General features: G+C 62.4%; 11 protein-coding genes. 9 read left to right on the top strand and 2 right to left on the bottom strand.

Annotated features, from left to right (window positions below; translation table 11 throughout):
* Positions 1–99: 99 nt before the first annotated feature.
* From FP026_RS17520 to FP026_RS17475, 9 genes are all read left to right on the top strand, one after another.
* On the top strand, positions 100–3,084 hold the full coding sequence (locus tag FP026_RS17520) for a 2-oxoglutarate dehydrogenase E1 component (protein WP_149635906.1): 2,985 nt from the start codon (positions 100–102) through the stop codon (positions 3,082–3,084).
* A gap of 245 nt (positions 3,085–3,329) precedes the next feature.
* Positions 3,330–4,565, top strand: coding sequence for a 2-oxoglutarate dehydrogenase complex dihydrolipoyllysine-residue succinyltransferase (gene odhB, locus FP026_RS17510; protein WP_149635905.1), 1,236 nt, complete (start codon positions 3,330–3,332; stop codon positions 4,563–4,565).
* Between the two features lie 15 nt (positions 4,566–4,580).
* Positions 4,581–5,330, top strand: coding sequence for a DUF4241 domain-containing protein (locus FP026_RS17505; RefSeq protein ID WP_149635904.1), 750 nt, complete (start codon positions 4,581–4,583; stop codon positions 5,328–5,330).
* A 38-nt stretch (positions 5,331–5,368) separates the two neighbouring features.
* Positions 5,369–5,854 (top strand): hypothetical protein, encoded by a 486-nt coding sequence (locus FP026_RS17500; protein ID WP_432444131.1) that lies wholly within the window; start codon positions 5,369–5,371, stop codon positions 5,852–5,854.
* Entirely contained in the window at positions 5,851–6,606 is a 756-nt protein-coding gene (locus FP026_RS17495; protein WP_149635903.1) for an SDR family oxidoreductase, read from the top strand. The genes FP026_RS17500 and FP026_RS17495 overlap by 4 nt, the downstream gene beginning before the upstream one ends.
* A gap of 18 nt (positions 6,607–6,624) precedes the next feature.
* A complete protein-coding gene (locus FP026_RS17490; protein WP_149635902.1) occupies positions 6,625–7,263 on the top strand; it encodes a LysE family translocator in 639 nt (212 codons plus the stop codon).
* A gap of 27 nt (positions 7,264–7,290) precedes the next feature.
* On the top strand, positions 7,291–8,697 hold the full coding sequence (lpdA, locus tag FP026_RS17485) for a dihydrolipoyl dehydrogenase (protein ID WP_149635901.1): 1,407 nt from the start codon (positions 7,291–7,293) through the stop codon (positions 8,695–8,697).
* A gap of 113 nt (positions 8,698–8,810) precedes the next feature.
* Positions 8,811–11,672 (top strand): M16 family metallopeptidase, encoded by a 2,862-nt coding sequence (locus tag FP026_RS17480; protein ID WP_149635900.1) that lies wholly within the window; start codon positions 8,811–8,813, stop codon positions 11,670–11,672.
* A 101-nt stretch (positions 11,673–11,773) separates the two neighbouring features.
* A complete protein-coding gene (locus tag FP026_RS17475) occupies positions 11,774–12,280 on the top strand; it encodes a DUF2867 domain-containing protein (protein WP_188112613.1) in 507 nt (168 codons plus the stop codon).
* Here FP026_RS17475 and FP026_RS17470 read toward each other — a convergent pair.
* Complete coding sequence (locus FP026_RS17470; protein WP_149635899.1) at positions 12,264–13,355, bottom strand: TraB/GumN family protein; 1,092 nt, start codon at positions 13,353–13,355, stop codon at positions 12,264–12,266. The genes FP026_RS17475 and FP026_RS17470 overlap by 17 nt on opposite strands.
* Positions 13,356–13,528: 173 nt before the next feature.
* Complete coding sequence (locus FP026_RS17465) at positions 13,529–14,464, bottom strand: tyrosine recombinase XerC (protein WP_149636141.1); 936 nt, start codon at positions 14,462–14,464, stop codon at positions 13,529–13,531.
* Positions 14,465–14,539 lie beyond the last annotated feature (75 nt).

The raw sequence follows: 14,539 nt of genomic DNA, 5'->3' as shown, positions 1-14,539 counted from the left end.
TTGGCCTTGATGGCCGCGAACGAAATACGGTCGCCGGGGACCCGAAAACCGGCAATGCAAACAAGTTGGGAGACGGGCGAGAGCGCCCGCAGATTCACCATGGCAAGGCAAGAAGCCAACGAGCAGTTTCAGATCACCTCGTTCCTGGATGGCGCCAACGCTGCCTATATTGAGCAGCTTTATGCGCGCTACGAGGACGATCCTTCATCGGTCTCCGACGAATGGCGGTCTTTCTTCAAGGCGCTCGAGGATAGCCCCGACGACGTGAAGAGGGCAGCCAAGGGCGCCTCCTGGCAGCGCAAGAACTGGCCAATCCCGGCAAAGGGCGATCTCGTTTCCGCGCTCGACGGCGACTGGGGCGTTGTCGAAAAGGTCATCGAAACCAAGCTGAAGGCGAAGGCTGAAACTGCTGGCGCGCCGGCCGACGCGACCGACGTCCTGCAGGCGACGCGGGATTCCGTGCGTGCCATCATGATGATCCGCGCCTATCGCATGCGCGGCCATCTGCACGCCAAGCTCGACCCGCTCGGCATCGCCGCCGCCGTTGAAGACTACAAGGAGCTGTCGCCGGAAGCCTATGGCTTTACCGATGCGGACCTCGACCGGAAGATCTTCATCGACAACGTGCTCGGCCTCGAATTCGCGACCATTCGCGAGATGATCGAGATCCTTGAGCGCACCTATTGCTCCACCCTCGGCGTCGAATTCATGCACATCTCCAACCCGGAGGAAAAGGCATGGATTCAAGAGCGCATCGAAGGGCCGGACAAGGGCATTGCGTTCAATCCCGAGCGCAAGAAGGCTATCCTGCAGAAGGTCATCGAAGCTGAAGGCTACGAGCAGTTCCTCGACGTCAAGTTCAAGGGCACCAAGCGCTTCGGCCTCGATGGCGGCGAATCACTGATTCCGGCGCTCGAACAGATCCTGAAGAGCGGCAGCCAACTTGGTCTGAGGGAAGCCGTCTTCGGCATGGCCCACCGCGGCCGCCTGAACGTGCTGTCCCAGGTCATGGGCAAGCCGCACCGCGCGATCTTCCACGAGTTCAAGGGCGGCTCCTACGCGCCGGACGAAGTCGAAGGTTCGGGCGACGTCAAGTATCACCTCGGCGCATCCTCGGATCGCGATTTCGACGGCGCCAAGGTGCACGTCTCGCTGACGGCAAACCCGTCGCATCTGGAAATCGTCAATCCCGTGGTCATGGGCAAGGCCCGCGCCAAGCAGGACATGGGCGCCACCCAATGGGATGGCGACATCATTCCGCTCTCCGAACGCGCCAAGGTCGTGCCGCTCTTGATCCATGGTGACGCGGCTTTCGCCGGCCAGGGCGTGGTTGCCGAAATTCTCGGCCTCTCCGGCCTGCGCGGCCATCGCGTTGCCGGCACGATGCACGTGATCATCAACAACCAGATCGGTTTCACCACCAATCCGGCCTTCTCGCGTTCGTCGCCTTATCCGTCCGACGTCGCCAAGATGATCGAAGCGCCGATCTTCCACGTCAACGGCGATGATCCTGAAGCCGTCGTCTATGCGGCGAAGATCGCGACCGAATTTCGCATGAAGTTCCACAAGCCTGTGGTCCTCGACCTGTTCTGCTACCGCCGCTACGGCCACAATGAAGGCGATGAGCCGTCCTTCACGCAGCCGAACATGTACAAGGTCATCCGCGCGCACAGCACGGTCCTGCAGATCTACTCTCAGCGGCTGGTCAGCGAAGGCGTGCTGACCGAAGGCGAAGTCGAAAAGATGAAGGCCGATTGGCGCGCCCATCTCGAGCAGGAATTCGAAGCCGGCCAGTCCTACAAGCCGAACAAGGCCGACTGGCTTGACGGCGAGTGGTCCGGCCTGCACACGGCCGACAACGCCGACGAGCAGCGCCGCGGCAAGACCGCCGTGCCGATGAAGTCGCTGAAGGAAATCGGCCGCAAGCTGTCGGAAATCCCGGCTGGCTTCCATGCGCACCGCACCATCCAGCGCTTCATGGAGAACCGCGCCAACATGGTGCAGACTGGCGAGGGTATCGACTGGGCGATGGCGGAAGCCCTGGCCTTCGGTTCGCTCGTCGTCGAAGGCCACAAGATCCGCCTGTCCGGTCAGGACTGCGAACGCGGCACCTTCTCGCAGCGTCATTCGGTTCTCTACGATCAGGAGACCGAAGAGCGCTACATTCCGCTTGCCAATCTGTCGCCGACCCAGGCCCGCTACGAAGTCATTAACTCGATGCTGTCGGAAGAAGCGGTTCTCGGCTTCGAATACGGCTATTCGCTTGCCCGTCCGAATGCGCTGACCCTCTGGGAAGCCCAGTTCGGCGACTTCGCCAACGGTGCGCAGGTCGTCTTCGACCAGTTCATCTCGTCGGGCGAACGCAAGTGGCTGCGCATGTCCGGTCTCGTCTGTCTGCTGCCGCATGGCTATGAAGGCCAGGGTCCGGAACACTCCTCGGCTCGCCTGGAGCGCTATCTGCAGCTCTGCGCCGAAGACAACATGCAGGTCGCCAACGTCACGACGCCGGCGAACTACTTCCACATCCTGCGCCGTCAGCTGAAACGCGACTTCCGCAAGCCGCTGATCCTGATGACGCCGAAGTCGCTGCTGCGCCACAAGCGCGCCGTGTCGACGCTTGCGGAGATGGCGGGCGAAAGCTCGTTCCACCGCCTGCTGTGGGACGATGCGGAAGTGATCAAGGACGGCCCGATCAAGCTGCAGAAGGACAATAAGATCCGTCGCGTCGTCATCTGCTCGGGCAAGGTCTACTACGATCTCCTGGAAGAGCGCGAGAAGCGCGGCATCGACGATGTCTACCTGCTGCGCATCGAACAGCTCTACCCGTTCCCGGCCAAGGCTCTCATCAACGAGCTCAGCCGCTTCCGCAATGCGGAAATGGTCTGGTGCCAGGAAGAGCCGAAGAACATGGGCGCATGGTCCTTCATCGATCCCTATCTGGAATGGGTGCTTGCCCATATCGATGCCAAGTACCAGCGCGTTCGCTACACCGGCCGTCCGGCCGCCGCCTCTCCGGCGACGGGCCTGATGTCCAAGCATCTGTCGCAGCTTGCGGCGTTCCTCGAGGACGCGCTCGGCGGTTGAGGGGTTGCGCGATGACGCGTTTTCGTTTGAAAATCGCGTCGTCGCGCTCCAGCCTTCCGCATGATGCGACGGGGGAGAAGATGGCCGTCATGCAGCAACATGCAGCCTATCGCCACGATCAAGCAAAAGCCCGGTCGACCGCTATCGTTGTCCGGACGCCAGCGCTGCGGCGTATCACCCGTCCGCCGGCCCTCTGTCGCCGGAATTCCATCTAACTCATAATGACGAAAATCAGGATTTGAACAATGGCCACTGAAATCCGCGTTCCTACCCTCGGCGAATCCGTCAGCGAAGCGACCGTCGGTACCTGGTTCAAGAAGGTCGGCGATGCCATCAAGGCTGATGAGCCGCTTCTCGAACTCGAAACCGACAAGGTCACGATCGAAGTTCCGGCGCCTTCCGCTGGCACGCTTTCCGAAATCGTTGCCCAGGCCGGCGAAACCGTAGGCCTCGGCGCGCTGCTCGGCCAGATCTCCGCCGGCAACGGCGCTGCCGCCGCTCCGGCACAGGCTGCGGCTCCGGCTGCTCCGGCACCGGCCGCTGCCGCACCGGTTGCAGCGCCCGCCGTTTCCGCTCCGGCTTCTTCCATGCCGCCGGCACCGGCCGCAGCCAAGCTGCTTGCCGAAAACAATCTCTCCGCCGATCAGGTTGAAGGCAGCGGCAAGCGCGGCCAGGTCCTGAAGGGCGATGCCATCGCCGCTGTCGCCAAGGCTGCTTCGGCGCCTGCCGCCGCACCGGCCGCACCCGTTGCCGCTCGCGCCCCGACCGCCGTCGAGGACGTCAGCCGCGAAGAGCGCGTGAAGATGACGCGCCTGCGCCAAACGATTGCTCGCCGCCTCAAGGATGCGCAGAACACCGCCGCCATGCTCACCACCTATAACGAGGTGGACATGAAGGCTGTCATGGACCTGCGCAACAAGTACAAGGACATCTTCGAGAAGAAGCATGGCGTGAAGCTCGGCTTCATGGGCTTCTTCACCAAGGCCGTTACCCACGCGCTGAAGGAACTGCCGGCTGTCAACGCCGAGATCGACGGCACCGACATCATCTATAAGAACTACTGCCACATCGGCATGGCGGTCGGCACCGACAAGGGCCTGGTCGTTCCTGTTATCCGCGATGCCGACCAGATGTCGATTGCCGAAGTCGAGAAGGAGCTCGGCCGTCTGGCGAAGGCTGCTCGCGACGGCACGCTGTCGATGGCCGACATGCAGGGCGGTACGTTCACCATCACCAATGGCGGCGTCTACGGTTCGCTGATGTCCTCGCCGATCCTCAATGCGCCGCAGTCGGGCATTCTCGGCATGCACAAGATCCAGGAGCGTCCGATCGCCATCGGCGGCCAGGTCGTCATCCGCCCGATGATGTATCTGGCGCTCTCCTACGACCACCGCATGGTGGACGGCAAGGAAGCGGTTACCTTCCTCGTGCGCGTCAAGGAAAGCCTGGAAGATCCGGAACGTCTCGTTCTCGATCTCTAAGGGGAGCGTTGGATCATGTCGACATGGCCCATGCGGACGCTGCGCGGATTGATGTGCGCCGTCGCCGCATGGGTGCCAGCGTCCGCTGAAGCGGCCGAACTCGACATTTCCAAGCTCAGCAGCAATCTCGATCTGGCGTCGCTTAGCGACGCCGATCTTGCGACCCGCTCGATCAACGTCCTGCGCATCGGCAAGGTCGAGCTGACCTCCGGGCGCATCGTCGCCAGCGATCCGCTCGTCGGGCCTGACCGTACCGCGCTCACTCGTGCTGTTTCCCCAGGTGATTATCCCGTCACTCTCTATCAGGCTTTCGGCCGCATCGCCGCAGCCGGTATGCGCTTCGCCGAGGGCAAGCCGGTGCGCTGGGAACTGGCCGTGATCCCCGGTCAGGATATCAATTCGCTGAAGAATGACGAATTCTTCGGCTATCCGGTCGATGCCGGTCTCGGCTGCTACATGGATGCCGATACCTATGCGCTGATCCAGGAACGCGAAAAGCAGGTCCAGCTGGAGAAGGCGTCGTCTGACGTCAATTACTATGATGATGTTCTGGCGTCCGAACTCGGCGCCAACAGCGACAACTATGTCATGCATCGGCCGATATCCGGCAAGCGCGGCAACGTCGCCATTTTCTGGAGCGGCTGGGGCGACGGCTTCTATCCGGTTTTCTGGGGACTCGATGCCAGCGGCCGGCCGCTCGTTCTGTTTACCGATTTCGGCGTGATCGAAAATGCCGATGGCCGGCATGAGCCGGGAGGGGAATGACCATGCCGGCTCAGAACATGATGGCACGGCTGGCCTCGATGCCCTTGATAACATTCGCCTGCGCGGTGGCTCCCGCCGCAGTTCATGCGGAGGAATGCGTGCAGGAAAAGGCCGTCTACGTCGATATGGACAATGCCTACGAGTTGCGGTTCGAGCCGATGGGGTCGGAATCTGCCGTCAGCAACAGGTTCAAGCTCGCCGTGCGCAACACCGCCATCGTGGCCGAAGGCATCGTCATGCGCAGTGACGATCAGCTGCGCGCCGATGGCCGGATCATGTTCGAATGCCCCGAGGGCGATGTCACCGGCGCGGATCTTCGGGCCTGCACCGTCTGGCAGGGCATGGTCTACGCCTCCGATCTGAAGGGCCATATCCGGGCATTGCCGGCGGAAGGCGAGAGCGCGGCGGACCGGCTGTTCCTGCCGGCGCTTGGTCCCTCGATCCAGAAGTCGTCGCTGTGGGGCAAAGGGAAAGCGACTGTCGCACCCTGGGACGTCCTCAGCCTGAAAGGATGCAATCAATGACCGACGAAGTACCTGTTCTTCTCGTGACCGGCGGCAGCCGCGGCATCGGTGCGGCGGTTTGCCTGGCCGCCGCCCAGCATGGCTGGGCCGTGGCGGTCAATTATGCGTCAAACAAGGATGCGGCAGAGGCTGTGGTGGGGACGATCGTTGACGCCGGCGGCGAGGCGATAGCGATCGCCGGCGATGTCGGCAAGCCCGAGGATATCAAAGCCATCTTCGCCAAAGTCGACGCGCATTTCGGCCGCGTCGACGGGCTCGTCAACAATGCCGGCATCGTCGACACTATCCAGCGCCTGGACGAGATGACGCCGGAGCGGCTCGACCGCATGTTCCGCATCAACGTCACCGGCTCGATGCTGGCCGCCGCCGAAGCCGTGCGCCGCATGTCGACCCGGCATGGCGGCAAGGGCGGGGTGATCGTCAATGTTTCCTCGATGGCGGCAACGCTCGGCGGCGGCGGACAATATGTCGACTATGCCGCCTCCAAGGGCGCGATCGATACGTTCACCGTGGGGCTTGCGCGTGAAGTGGCGGCGGAAGGCATCCGCGTCAATGCCGTGCGGCCGGGGATCATCGATACGGATATCCACGCGGCCGCCGGCCTGCCGGATCGGGCGCGCGATATCGCGCCGCAATTGCCGATGAAACGAGCGGGAACGGCCGACGAGGTCGCCGACGCCATCCTCTACCTTTTGAGCCCGCACGCATCCTATATAACGGGTGCCGTGCTCGATGTGAGCGGCGGTCGCTGATCGGAACGGATAGGTGACATGCAGTATATTCTCGAATTTCTCGGCCTGATGGCGGTGTTCTCGATCTTCATCGTCGTTCCGGGCGCTGATTTTGCCGTGATCCTGCGCCAGAGCATCGTGCATGGCCGCCGCGCCGCCATGATGACCGGGCTCGGCATGGGCTTCTCGCTGCTCTTCCACATCAGCTATACCATTCTCGGCCTTGGCCTGATCGTGTCGCAGTCGCTCGTCCTGTTCAGCTTGATCAAATGGGCCGGCGTTCTCTATCTCGTCTATCTGGGCATCAAGTCGTTCCGCGAACCGGGCTTCAAGGTGAAGGACGTCGAGATCACCGAGGAGGACCGCAAGCCGGTCTCCGCCTGGCGCTGCCTGGCGACGGGCTTCGTCACCAATGCGCTGAATCCGAAGCCGGTGCTGTTCTTTCTGTCACTGTTTTCGACGCTCGTGCATCACGATACGCCGGCGCTCATCCAGTTCAGCTACGGCATCGGCATGGCGGCGGCGCTTGTCGCCTGGTTCGCAGGCGTCTCCACCTTCTTCACCGTCAAGCCGGTCCGCGATCGCTTCATCGCATCAGGCAAATGGTTCAACCGCATCACCGGAGCGGCGCTCGTCGGCTTCGGCATCCGCCTCGCCTTGGCACGGGCGACTGACTAACAAAGATACAAAACAAGGAAATCAAACATGTCCTACGATGTGATCATTATCGGAACCGGCCCCGGCGGCTATGTCTGCGCAGTCAAGGCAGCGCAGCTCGGCCTGAAGGTCGCGGTCGTCGAAAAGCGCGCGACCTATGGCGGCACCTGCCTCAATGTCGGCTGCATCCCGTCCAAGGCGCTGCTGCACGCTTCCGAAGTGTTCCATCATGCCGGCCATGGCATGGACGCCCTCGGCGTCGAAGTCGCCGCACCGAAGCTGAACCTCGGCAAGATGCTGGCGCACAAGGATGCGACCGTGAAGTCGAACGTCGATGGCGTGGCCTTCCTCTTCAAGAAGAACAAGATCGATGCCTTCCAGGGCACCGGCAAGATCGTCTCCGCCGGCAAGGTCGCCGTCACGGCCGACGACGGCAAGGTGACCGAGATCGAGGGCAAGAACATCGTCATCGCCACCGGCTCCGACGTTGCCGGCATCCCGGGCGTGCCTCTCGAGATCGACGAGAAGGTCATCATCTCCTCCACGGGTGGCATCGCGCTCGACAAGGTGCCGGGCAAGATGATCGTGGTCGGCGGCGGCGTCATCGGCCTCGAGCTCGGCTCGGTCTGGTCGCGTCTCGGCGCCACGGTTACCGTCGTCGAATATCTCGACACCATCCTCGGCGGCATGGACGGCGAAGTCTCCAAGCAATTCCAGCGCATGCTTGCCAAGCAGGGCATCGAATTCCATCTCGGCGCCAAGGTCGTCGGCGTCGAAAAAACAGGCAATGGCGCGAAGGTTACCTTCGAACCGGTCAAGGGCGGCGACAAGGTCGTGCTCGATGCCGATGTCGTTCTCGTCGCCACCGGCCGCAAGCCGTACACGGCAGGCCTCGGCCTCGAAGAAGCCGGCGTCGTGCTCGACAATCGCGGCCGCGTCGAGATCGACGGCCACTTCAAGACCAATGTCGCCGGCATCTATGCCATCGGCGACGTGGTGAAGGGTCCGATGCTGGCGCACAAGGCGGAAGACGAGGGCGTGGCGCTCGCCGAAATCCTCGCAGGCCAGGCAGGTCACGTTAATTACGACGTCATCCCGAGCGTCGTCTATACGCAGCCGGAAGTCGCCTCCGTCGGCAAGACCGAGGAAGAGCTGAAGGCCGCAGGCATCGCCTACAAGGTCGGCAAGTTCCCGTTCTCGGCTAACGGCCGCGCCCGCGCCATGCTGGCGACGGATGGTTTCGTCAAGATCCTGGCCGACAAGGAAACGGATCGCGTTCTCGGCGGCCATATCGTCGGCTTCGGCGCCGGCGAGATGATCCACGAAATTGCCGTGCTGATGGAATTCGGTGGTTCGTCGGAAGATCTCGGCCGCACATGCCACGCGCATCCCACCATGTCGGAAGCCGTCAAGGAAGCCGCGCTCGCGACCTTCTTCAAGCCGATCCATATGTAAGATCGGACGGTCCCGGCGAGACAAGCGCCGGGATTGCAATGCTTGCCTGATGATGCGATGTACGGGGCTCCCGTGCATCGCATCATCCAATCCTTCTCATCAACAAAGCAAGCATGTCACGCCAAATCCCCGCCGCTTACCTATCCCTGAAACTTGCCGTTGCGATTGCGCTCGCACTCCTCGCTACCGTTGCGGCGCCTGTGCATGCCGAAGCGCCGGCCGCGGGCTGGCCGCAGGCGGTCAGCGACCTGCCGGTGGAGCAGGGGATCCGCTTCGGCACGCTGCCGAACGGCATGCGCTTTGCCGTCATGCACAATGCGACGCCGACCGGTCAGGTGGCGATCCGCTTCCGCATCGGCGCCGGTTCGCTGCAGGAGCGTGACGACCAGCAGGGCCTGGCGCATTTCCTCGAGCATATGGCCTTCAAGGGCTCGACCCATGTTCCTGAAGGCGAGATGGTGCGCATTCTTCAGCGTCTCGGGCTGGCCTTCGGCGCGGATACGAACGCTTCCACAAGCTATGGCGAAACCGTCTATGCGCTGGATCTTCCCGAAGCCAATCCCGAGACGGTTTCGACCGGATTGATGCTGATGCGGGAGACGGCCAGCGAGTTGAAGCTCGACGCGGGCGCCTTCGACCGCGAGCGCGGAGTGATTCTCTCGGAAGAGAAGCTGCGCGACACGCCGCAATATCGTGGCGGGATCGGCTTCCTCACGCAGCTGCTGCCAGGTCAGCTCGTGCCGCAGCGCACGCCGATCGGCAAGACCGACATCATCAGCAATGCCCCGGTCGATCTCGTACGGGACTTTTACCGCAGCTATTATCGTCCGGATCGCACCACGCTGATCGTCGTCGGTGATATCGATGCCGCCGCCATCGAAGCCGATATCCGCAACCGGTTCGGCAATTGGGCCGCCGCCAGCCCGGCGCCGATCGATCCTGATCTCGGCACGCTGGAAAAGCATGGCGAACGTGTCGGTACGGTCGTCGTGCCCGGCGGTGCTACGCGTGTACAGCTCGCCTGGACGCGCCCCTATGATGCTTCGCCGGATATGGTCGCCAAGCGTCGCGCGCAGCTGATCGAGGATATCGGTTTCGCCGTTCTCAACCGGCGCCTGTCCCTTCTGGCGCAGCAGCCCAATCCGCCCTTCGTCAACGCGCAGGCCGGTGCGCAGGACTTCTTCAAGTCAGCCCGTGTCGCGTTGATTGCTGCCGATAGCGATTCAGCCAAATGGCAGGCAGCGCTTGCCGCCGTCGATCAAGAACAGCGACGTATTGCGCAATTCGGCGCCGATCAAAGCGAGATCGACCGTGAGATCGCTGAATATCGTTCCACCCTGCAGGCGGCAGCGGGCGGGGCGGCGACACGTACCAGCCCGGATATCGCCGGATCGCTTGCCTGGAGCGTCGGCGAGAACCTGGTTTTCACCTCGCCTGCGGATGATCTTTCGCTATTCGACGCCGCGATGAAGGGGCTGAGCGCGAGCGAAGTCAATCAAACTCTTCAGCGTGTTTTCTCCGGCAACGGCCCGCAGCTCGTACTGCAAATCCCGCAAATGCCCGAGGGCGGCGATGCCGCCGTCGAGAAAGCCTACGCCGAGTCGCGTGCCGTCGCGGTCAGCGCGCCGGAGCAGGCGGCCGCAGTCGCCTGGCCCTATACCAATTTCGGGCAGCCGGGGACCATCGTCGAACGGCGATCGGTCGATGATCTCGGCATTACCATGGTTCGCTTTGCCAATGGCGTCCGCCTGACCGTGAAGCCGACCAAATACCGTCAAGACGAAGTGTTGGTGCGCGCCAATATCGGCCATGGCCGGCTGGATCTGCCGCGGGACCGTCCGTTGCCGATCTGGGCGGCGCCGGCGCTGCCGCTGTCCGGCCTGAATGCCATCAGCTATGACGATATACAGAAGGCTTTTGCCGAAAAGGTCGTCGGCAACGATTTTGCCATCCAGGATGCCGCCTTCAAATTCGAGGGTGCCACGCGGCCGCGCGATTTGGCGGCGCAATTGCAGCTTCTGACGGCCTATGCTTCGGATCCGGCCTACCGTCCGGACGTCTTCAAACGGGTGCAGCAGGCCTATCTGAACAGTCTCGACCAGCTTCAGGCGACGCCGGGCAGCGTGGTCGGTCGCGAATTGCCCGGTCTCCTGCACTCCGGCGATCCGCGCTGGGTATTCCCGAACCGGTCGCAACTGCTCGATGCCAAGCCGGAGGATTTCGAGACGTTGCTGCAACCGCTCCTTTCCAAGGGACGGATCGAGGTCATCATCGCTGGCGACGTCGAGGTCGACGATGCCATCCGCATGACGGCTGAAACCTTCGGCGCGCTGCCGCCGCGCAGCGACGTGCAGGGTCAGGTGGATGGCGCCGATGTGCATTTTCCCGCGCCGACCGTGGAACCGGTCATCCGGCTTCACGACGGTCGAAGCGACACTGCCGGCGCGGCCATCGCCATGCCGATCGGCGATTTTCTCTCGGATCTGCCGAGAGCCGCGGCCGCCAATGTGACCGGGGCGATCCTGCAGAATCGCCTGATCGACCAGTTCCGCCTCGCCGAGGGAGCAACCTATAGTCCGCAGAGCGAGGTCGATCTGTCGAGATCGATTCCGGGCTATGGCTTCGCCTACGCCTATGTCGAGACGACGCCGGCCAAGCTGGATCACTTCTTCGATCTGGTCGACAAGATCGCCGGCGATCTGCGCGGCGGAGACGTCTCGCCGGATGAGCTGACGCGCGCGAAGGCTCCGATCATCGAGGAGGTCAAGCGGTCGCAACAGGCCAACAACTACTGGCTTCAGAATCTGCAGAACGCCCAGACGGACCCGCGTCGCCTCGAACGGATTCGCAGCGGCATCAGCGGTTATCAGGCCGTGACCGCACAGGATGTCCGCGCCATCGCGACGACTTATCTGAAGCCGGAAACCTCCTGGCGGATGAAGATATTGCCGGCCGACGGATCGGCGGTTCGCTGACCTGCCATCTGCCGGCCAAATTGCCGCAGCCGGCGTTTGCCGATCGGGTAGCATCGCAATGTGTGGTAGCCTGCAGACGTCGAATAAGGACGGATGAAACCATGTCTGCAAGGCCTTTAATGGTGAAGCCGCTTATGCCGCATCCGGCGTTGCCGGATGCCGATTGGGCCGACTGCTTCGAACTGAAGATCCCGAACTCGGATCTGACGGCAATTGCCGCCGCCCGAACGATGCTCAGCCGCTTTCCGTTTTGGGTGCGGCTGCTGATACGAGTGCGCGATGCGGTAACAAGCTTGTTCGGCTTGAGATCCAGCAGCGACCATCAGGCGGACGAGCTGGAAAAGATCGGCTTCTTTCCCGTCGTCAGCAAGTCCGACAATCAGGTCGTGCTCGGGTTCGACGATCGGCATCTCGATTTTCGGGTCGTCATCGACGTGCGGAGTGATGATCAGGGGCGTCGGCTGGTCGATGCGACGACGCTCGTCAGGCGGAAAATATTGCTTGGCTGGATCTATCTCGCAATCATCACGCCATTCCACCGGCTGATCGTCGCGACGACGCTTTCCAATTTGGGCAAGCGGATGCGAGCGGTCAGTTCGCTGCCGTGACAGTAAAACCCTGCTTTCGCAGCAGCGTCACCAGTCCCTGGTCGCCGACGAGGTGCAGTGCGCCAACGGCCATGAAAGCATTACCTTTGTCGAGAACCGGCGCGGCGCGTTCGGCCATCACCTTGTTGCGATCGAGGATGATGCGCTGCTCGAAGGCGGCGGTATCGTCGTCCGTGATCTTCTGGTCCGGCTCGATCACCTTCAGCATCGGGATCATCGCGCCGATATTGCCGGCGAGATAGAGGCCGGTCATCGTTTCATTGACGTCGTTGATCTTGTTGCCCAGTTCGAGGGTTTGCATCAGCGACTTCAGATGCAGCGCGATCGGCAGATCGCTCATGGCCTTGGCCTGCTCGGCCAGCGTTTCGAGGCCCACGACCTTCTTGCCCTCGGCGGCGGCATCGCCTGCCAGCTTCTGGTCGAGGAACTTTGCGCCGGTCGCCTTGCGGCGAACCTCGCAGCCGGTCATTTCGAAGGAGCTGGAGATCAGCCAGGGCTGCATGCGCGAGACGGCGGCGAGCGTCAGGCCGCGCTCCTTCAGGCCGGCTTCCAGCCGGGTATTGTCTTCGGGCGACAGATGCTCGCTGATCGTTGATCCGTCGGTCAGCATCGTCAGGGAGGGATTGGAAAAAAGCGCAAGGGCTGCCTTCTTGTCATCCAGGATCTCGTCGGATTCAACGATGATCGCATCGGCTGCCGCAGCGGCGTCGGTAGCACCCTTCGGCATGGTGAGCACGCGCGAATCCGAGACATGCATTGTGCCGAGCAGCCATGACGGCTTCAGGCCGGGCTTTTCGATCTTCCAGAAGATACTCTTGCCATTCTCGACCTTATCGCCGGCGGCGATGATGGAGGCATATTTGGCCGGATCGGTCTTTTGAAGTTCGGCCATGAGATCCCTGCCACCGCAGCTATCTGAGACTGCGCCTTCCGCATGCGCCGGCTGCAGCGTCAGCATCGTCGCGATCAACAGGATCGCCAGCATCAACGGAAAGGCCGTGGCAAGCCAAAGCAGGATATCGCCGAGCGCCGGCTTCGTCGACCGCATCGTCCTGGATCCGAGGGCAGAAATCATCAAAATCTTCCGTTCGCAGAGGGCGCAATCCCTAACGCTCGAAAGCGGCTTTCGGGAGGCATGCCGAGACATGGTTCTGCTTTATGCGCACGAGACGGAGATTTCCTTAACGCAAGGAGTTAATCTTTTCTTACACGCACGAATGAGCCTTACGCCCGCACGCGCGAATAGCCTTACGCGCGGGGATGGGCGCGGTCATAGACCTCGAGCAGGCGCGAGGAATCGACGCCGGTATAGACCTGGGTCGTCGAGAGGCTCGCATGGCCGAGCAGTTCCTGGATAGTGCGCAGGTCGCCGCCTCCGGCGAGCAGATGGGTGGCGAAGGAATGACGCAGGGCATGGGGCGTGGCCGTATCCGGCAGGCCGAAGGCGCTGCGCAGCTTCTGCATGCCGTGCTGGATGATGCCCGGCTGCAGTTTGCCGCCGCGCGCGCCGCGAAAGAGCGGGCCGTCCGCATCGAGATGGTAAGGGCAAATCGCCCGGTAGTGGTCGACTGCTTCGACAACGATCGGCAGCAGCGGCACCAGCCGTGTCTTGTTGCCCTTGCCGGTGATGCGCAGCGAGGTTGCGCCCGGCGGAAAATCCTGCGGCTTCAGATCCAGCGCCTCGGAAATGCGCAGGCCGCAGCCATAGAGCAGGGTCAGCACCGCCGCATCACGCGCGGCGATCCATGGTTCGTCGTGCAGCTGCGATTCGTCGCTGACGACGGTGATCGCCTGCTTATCGGAAAGCGGCTTTGGAAGCGATTTCGGCTGCTTCGGCGAGCGTACCGCGGCAGCACCGGCGGCGTTGACCAAACCCTTCTTTTCCAGGTAGCGCAGCAACGAACGAAGGCCGGCAAGATTGCGCCCGAGCGAACGCGCGCCGGCTCCATCTTTTCGGCGCGCGGCGAGAAAGGCGCGGAAGTCGGCGGGGCGCAGGTCGTGAATATCGGCGATCGTCGCCGGACCGCCGAGATGGCCGGTAAGAAACGTCAAAAACTGCCGCGTATCGCGCTCATAGGCATTCAATGTGTGGGCGGCGAGTCGCCGTTCCCGGCCGAGCGCGTCGAGCCAGCGGCCGCGCTCCGCCATCAACCCTGAGTCGGCGATGATCAACAATTCGTTCAGTGGAAAACCCCTTGAAATTCGGATTCCTTCTGCCACTTTGAGGGAAGGAAGGTTATGGAATCGCTAACTTTCCAG

The sequence above is a fragment of the Martinezella tropici genome (assembly GCF_008370325.1).
GTDB classification, from domain to species: Bacteria; Pseudomonadota; Alphaproteobacteria; order Rhizobiales; family Rhizobiaceae; genus Rhizobium; species Rhizobium tropici_B.
The sequence above is the reverse complement of the archived record's forward strand: the minus strand, read 5'-3'. Positions and strand labels throughout refer to the sequence as shown.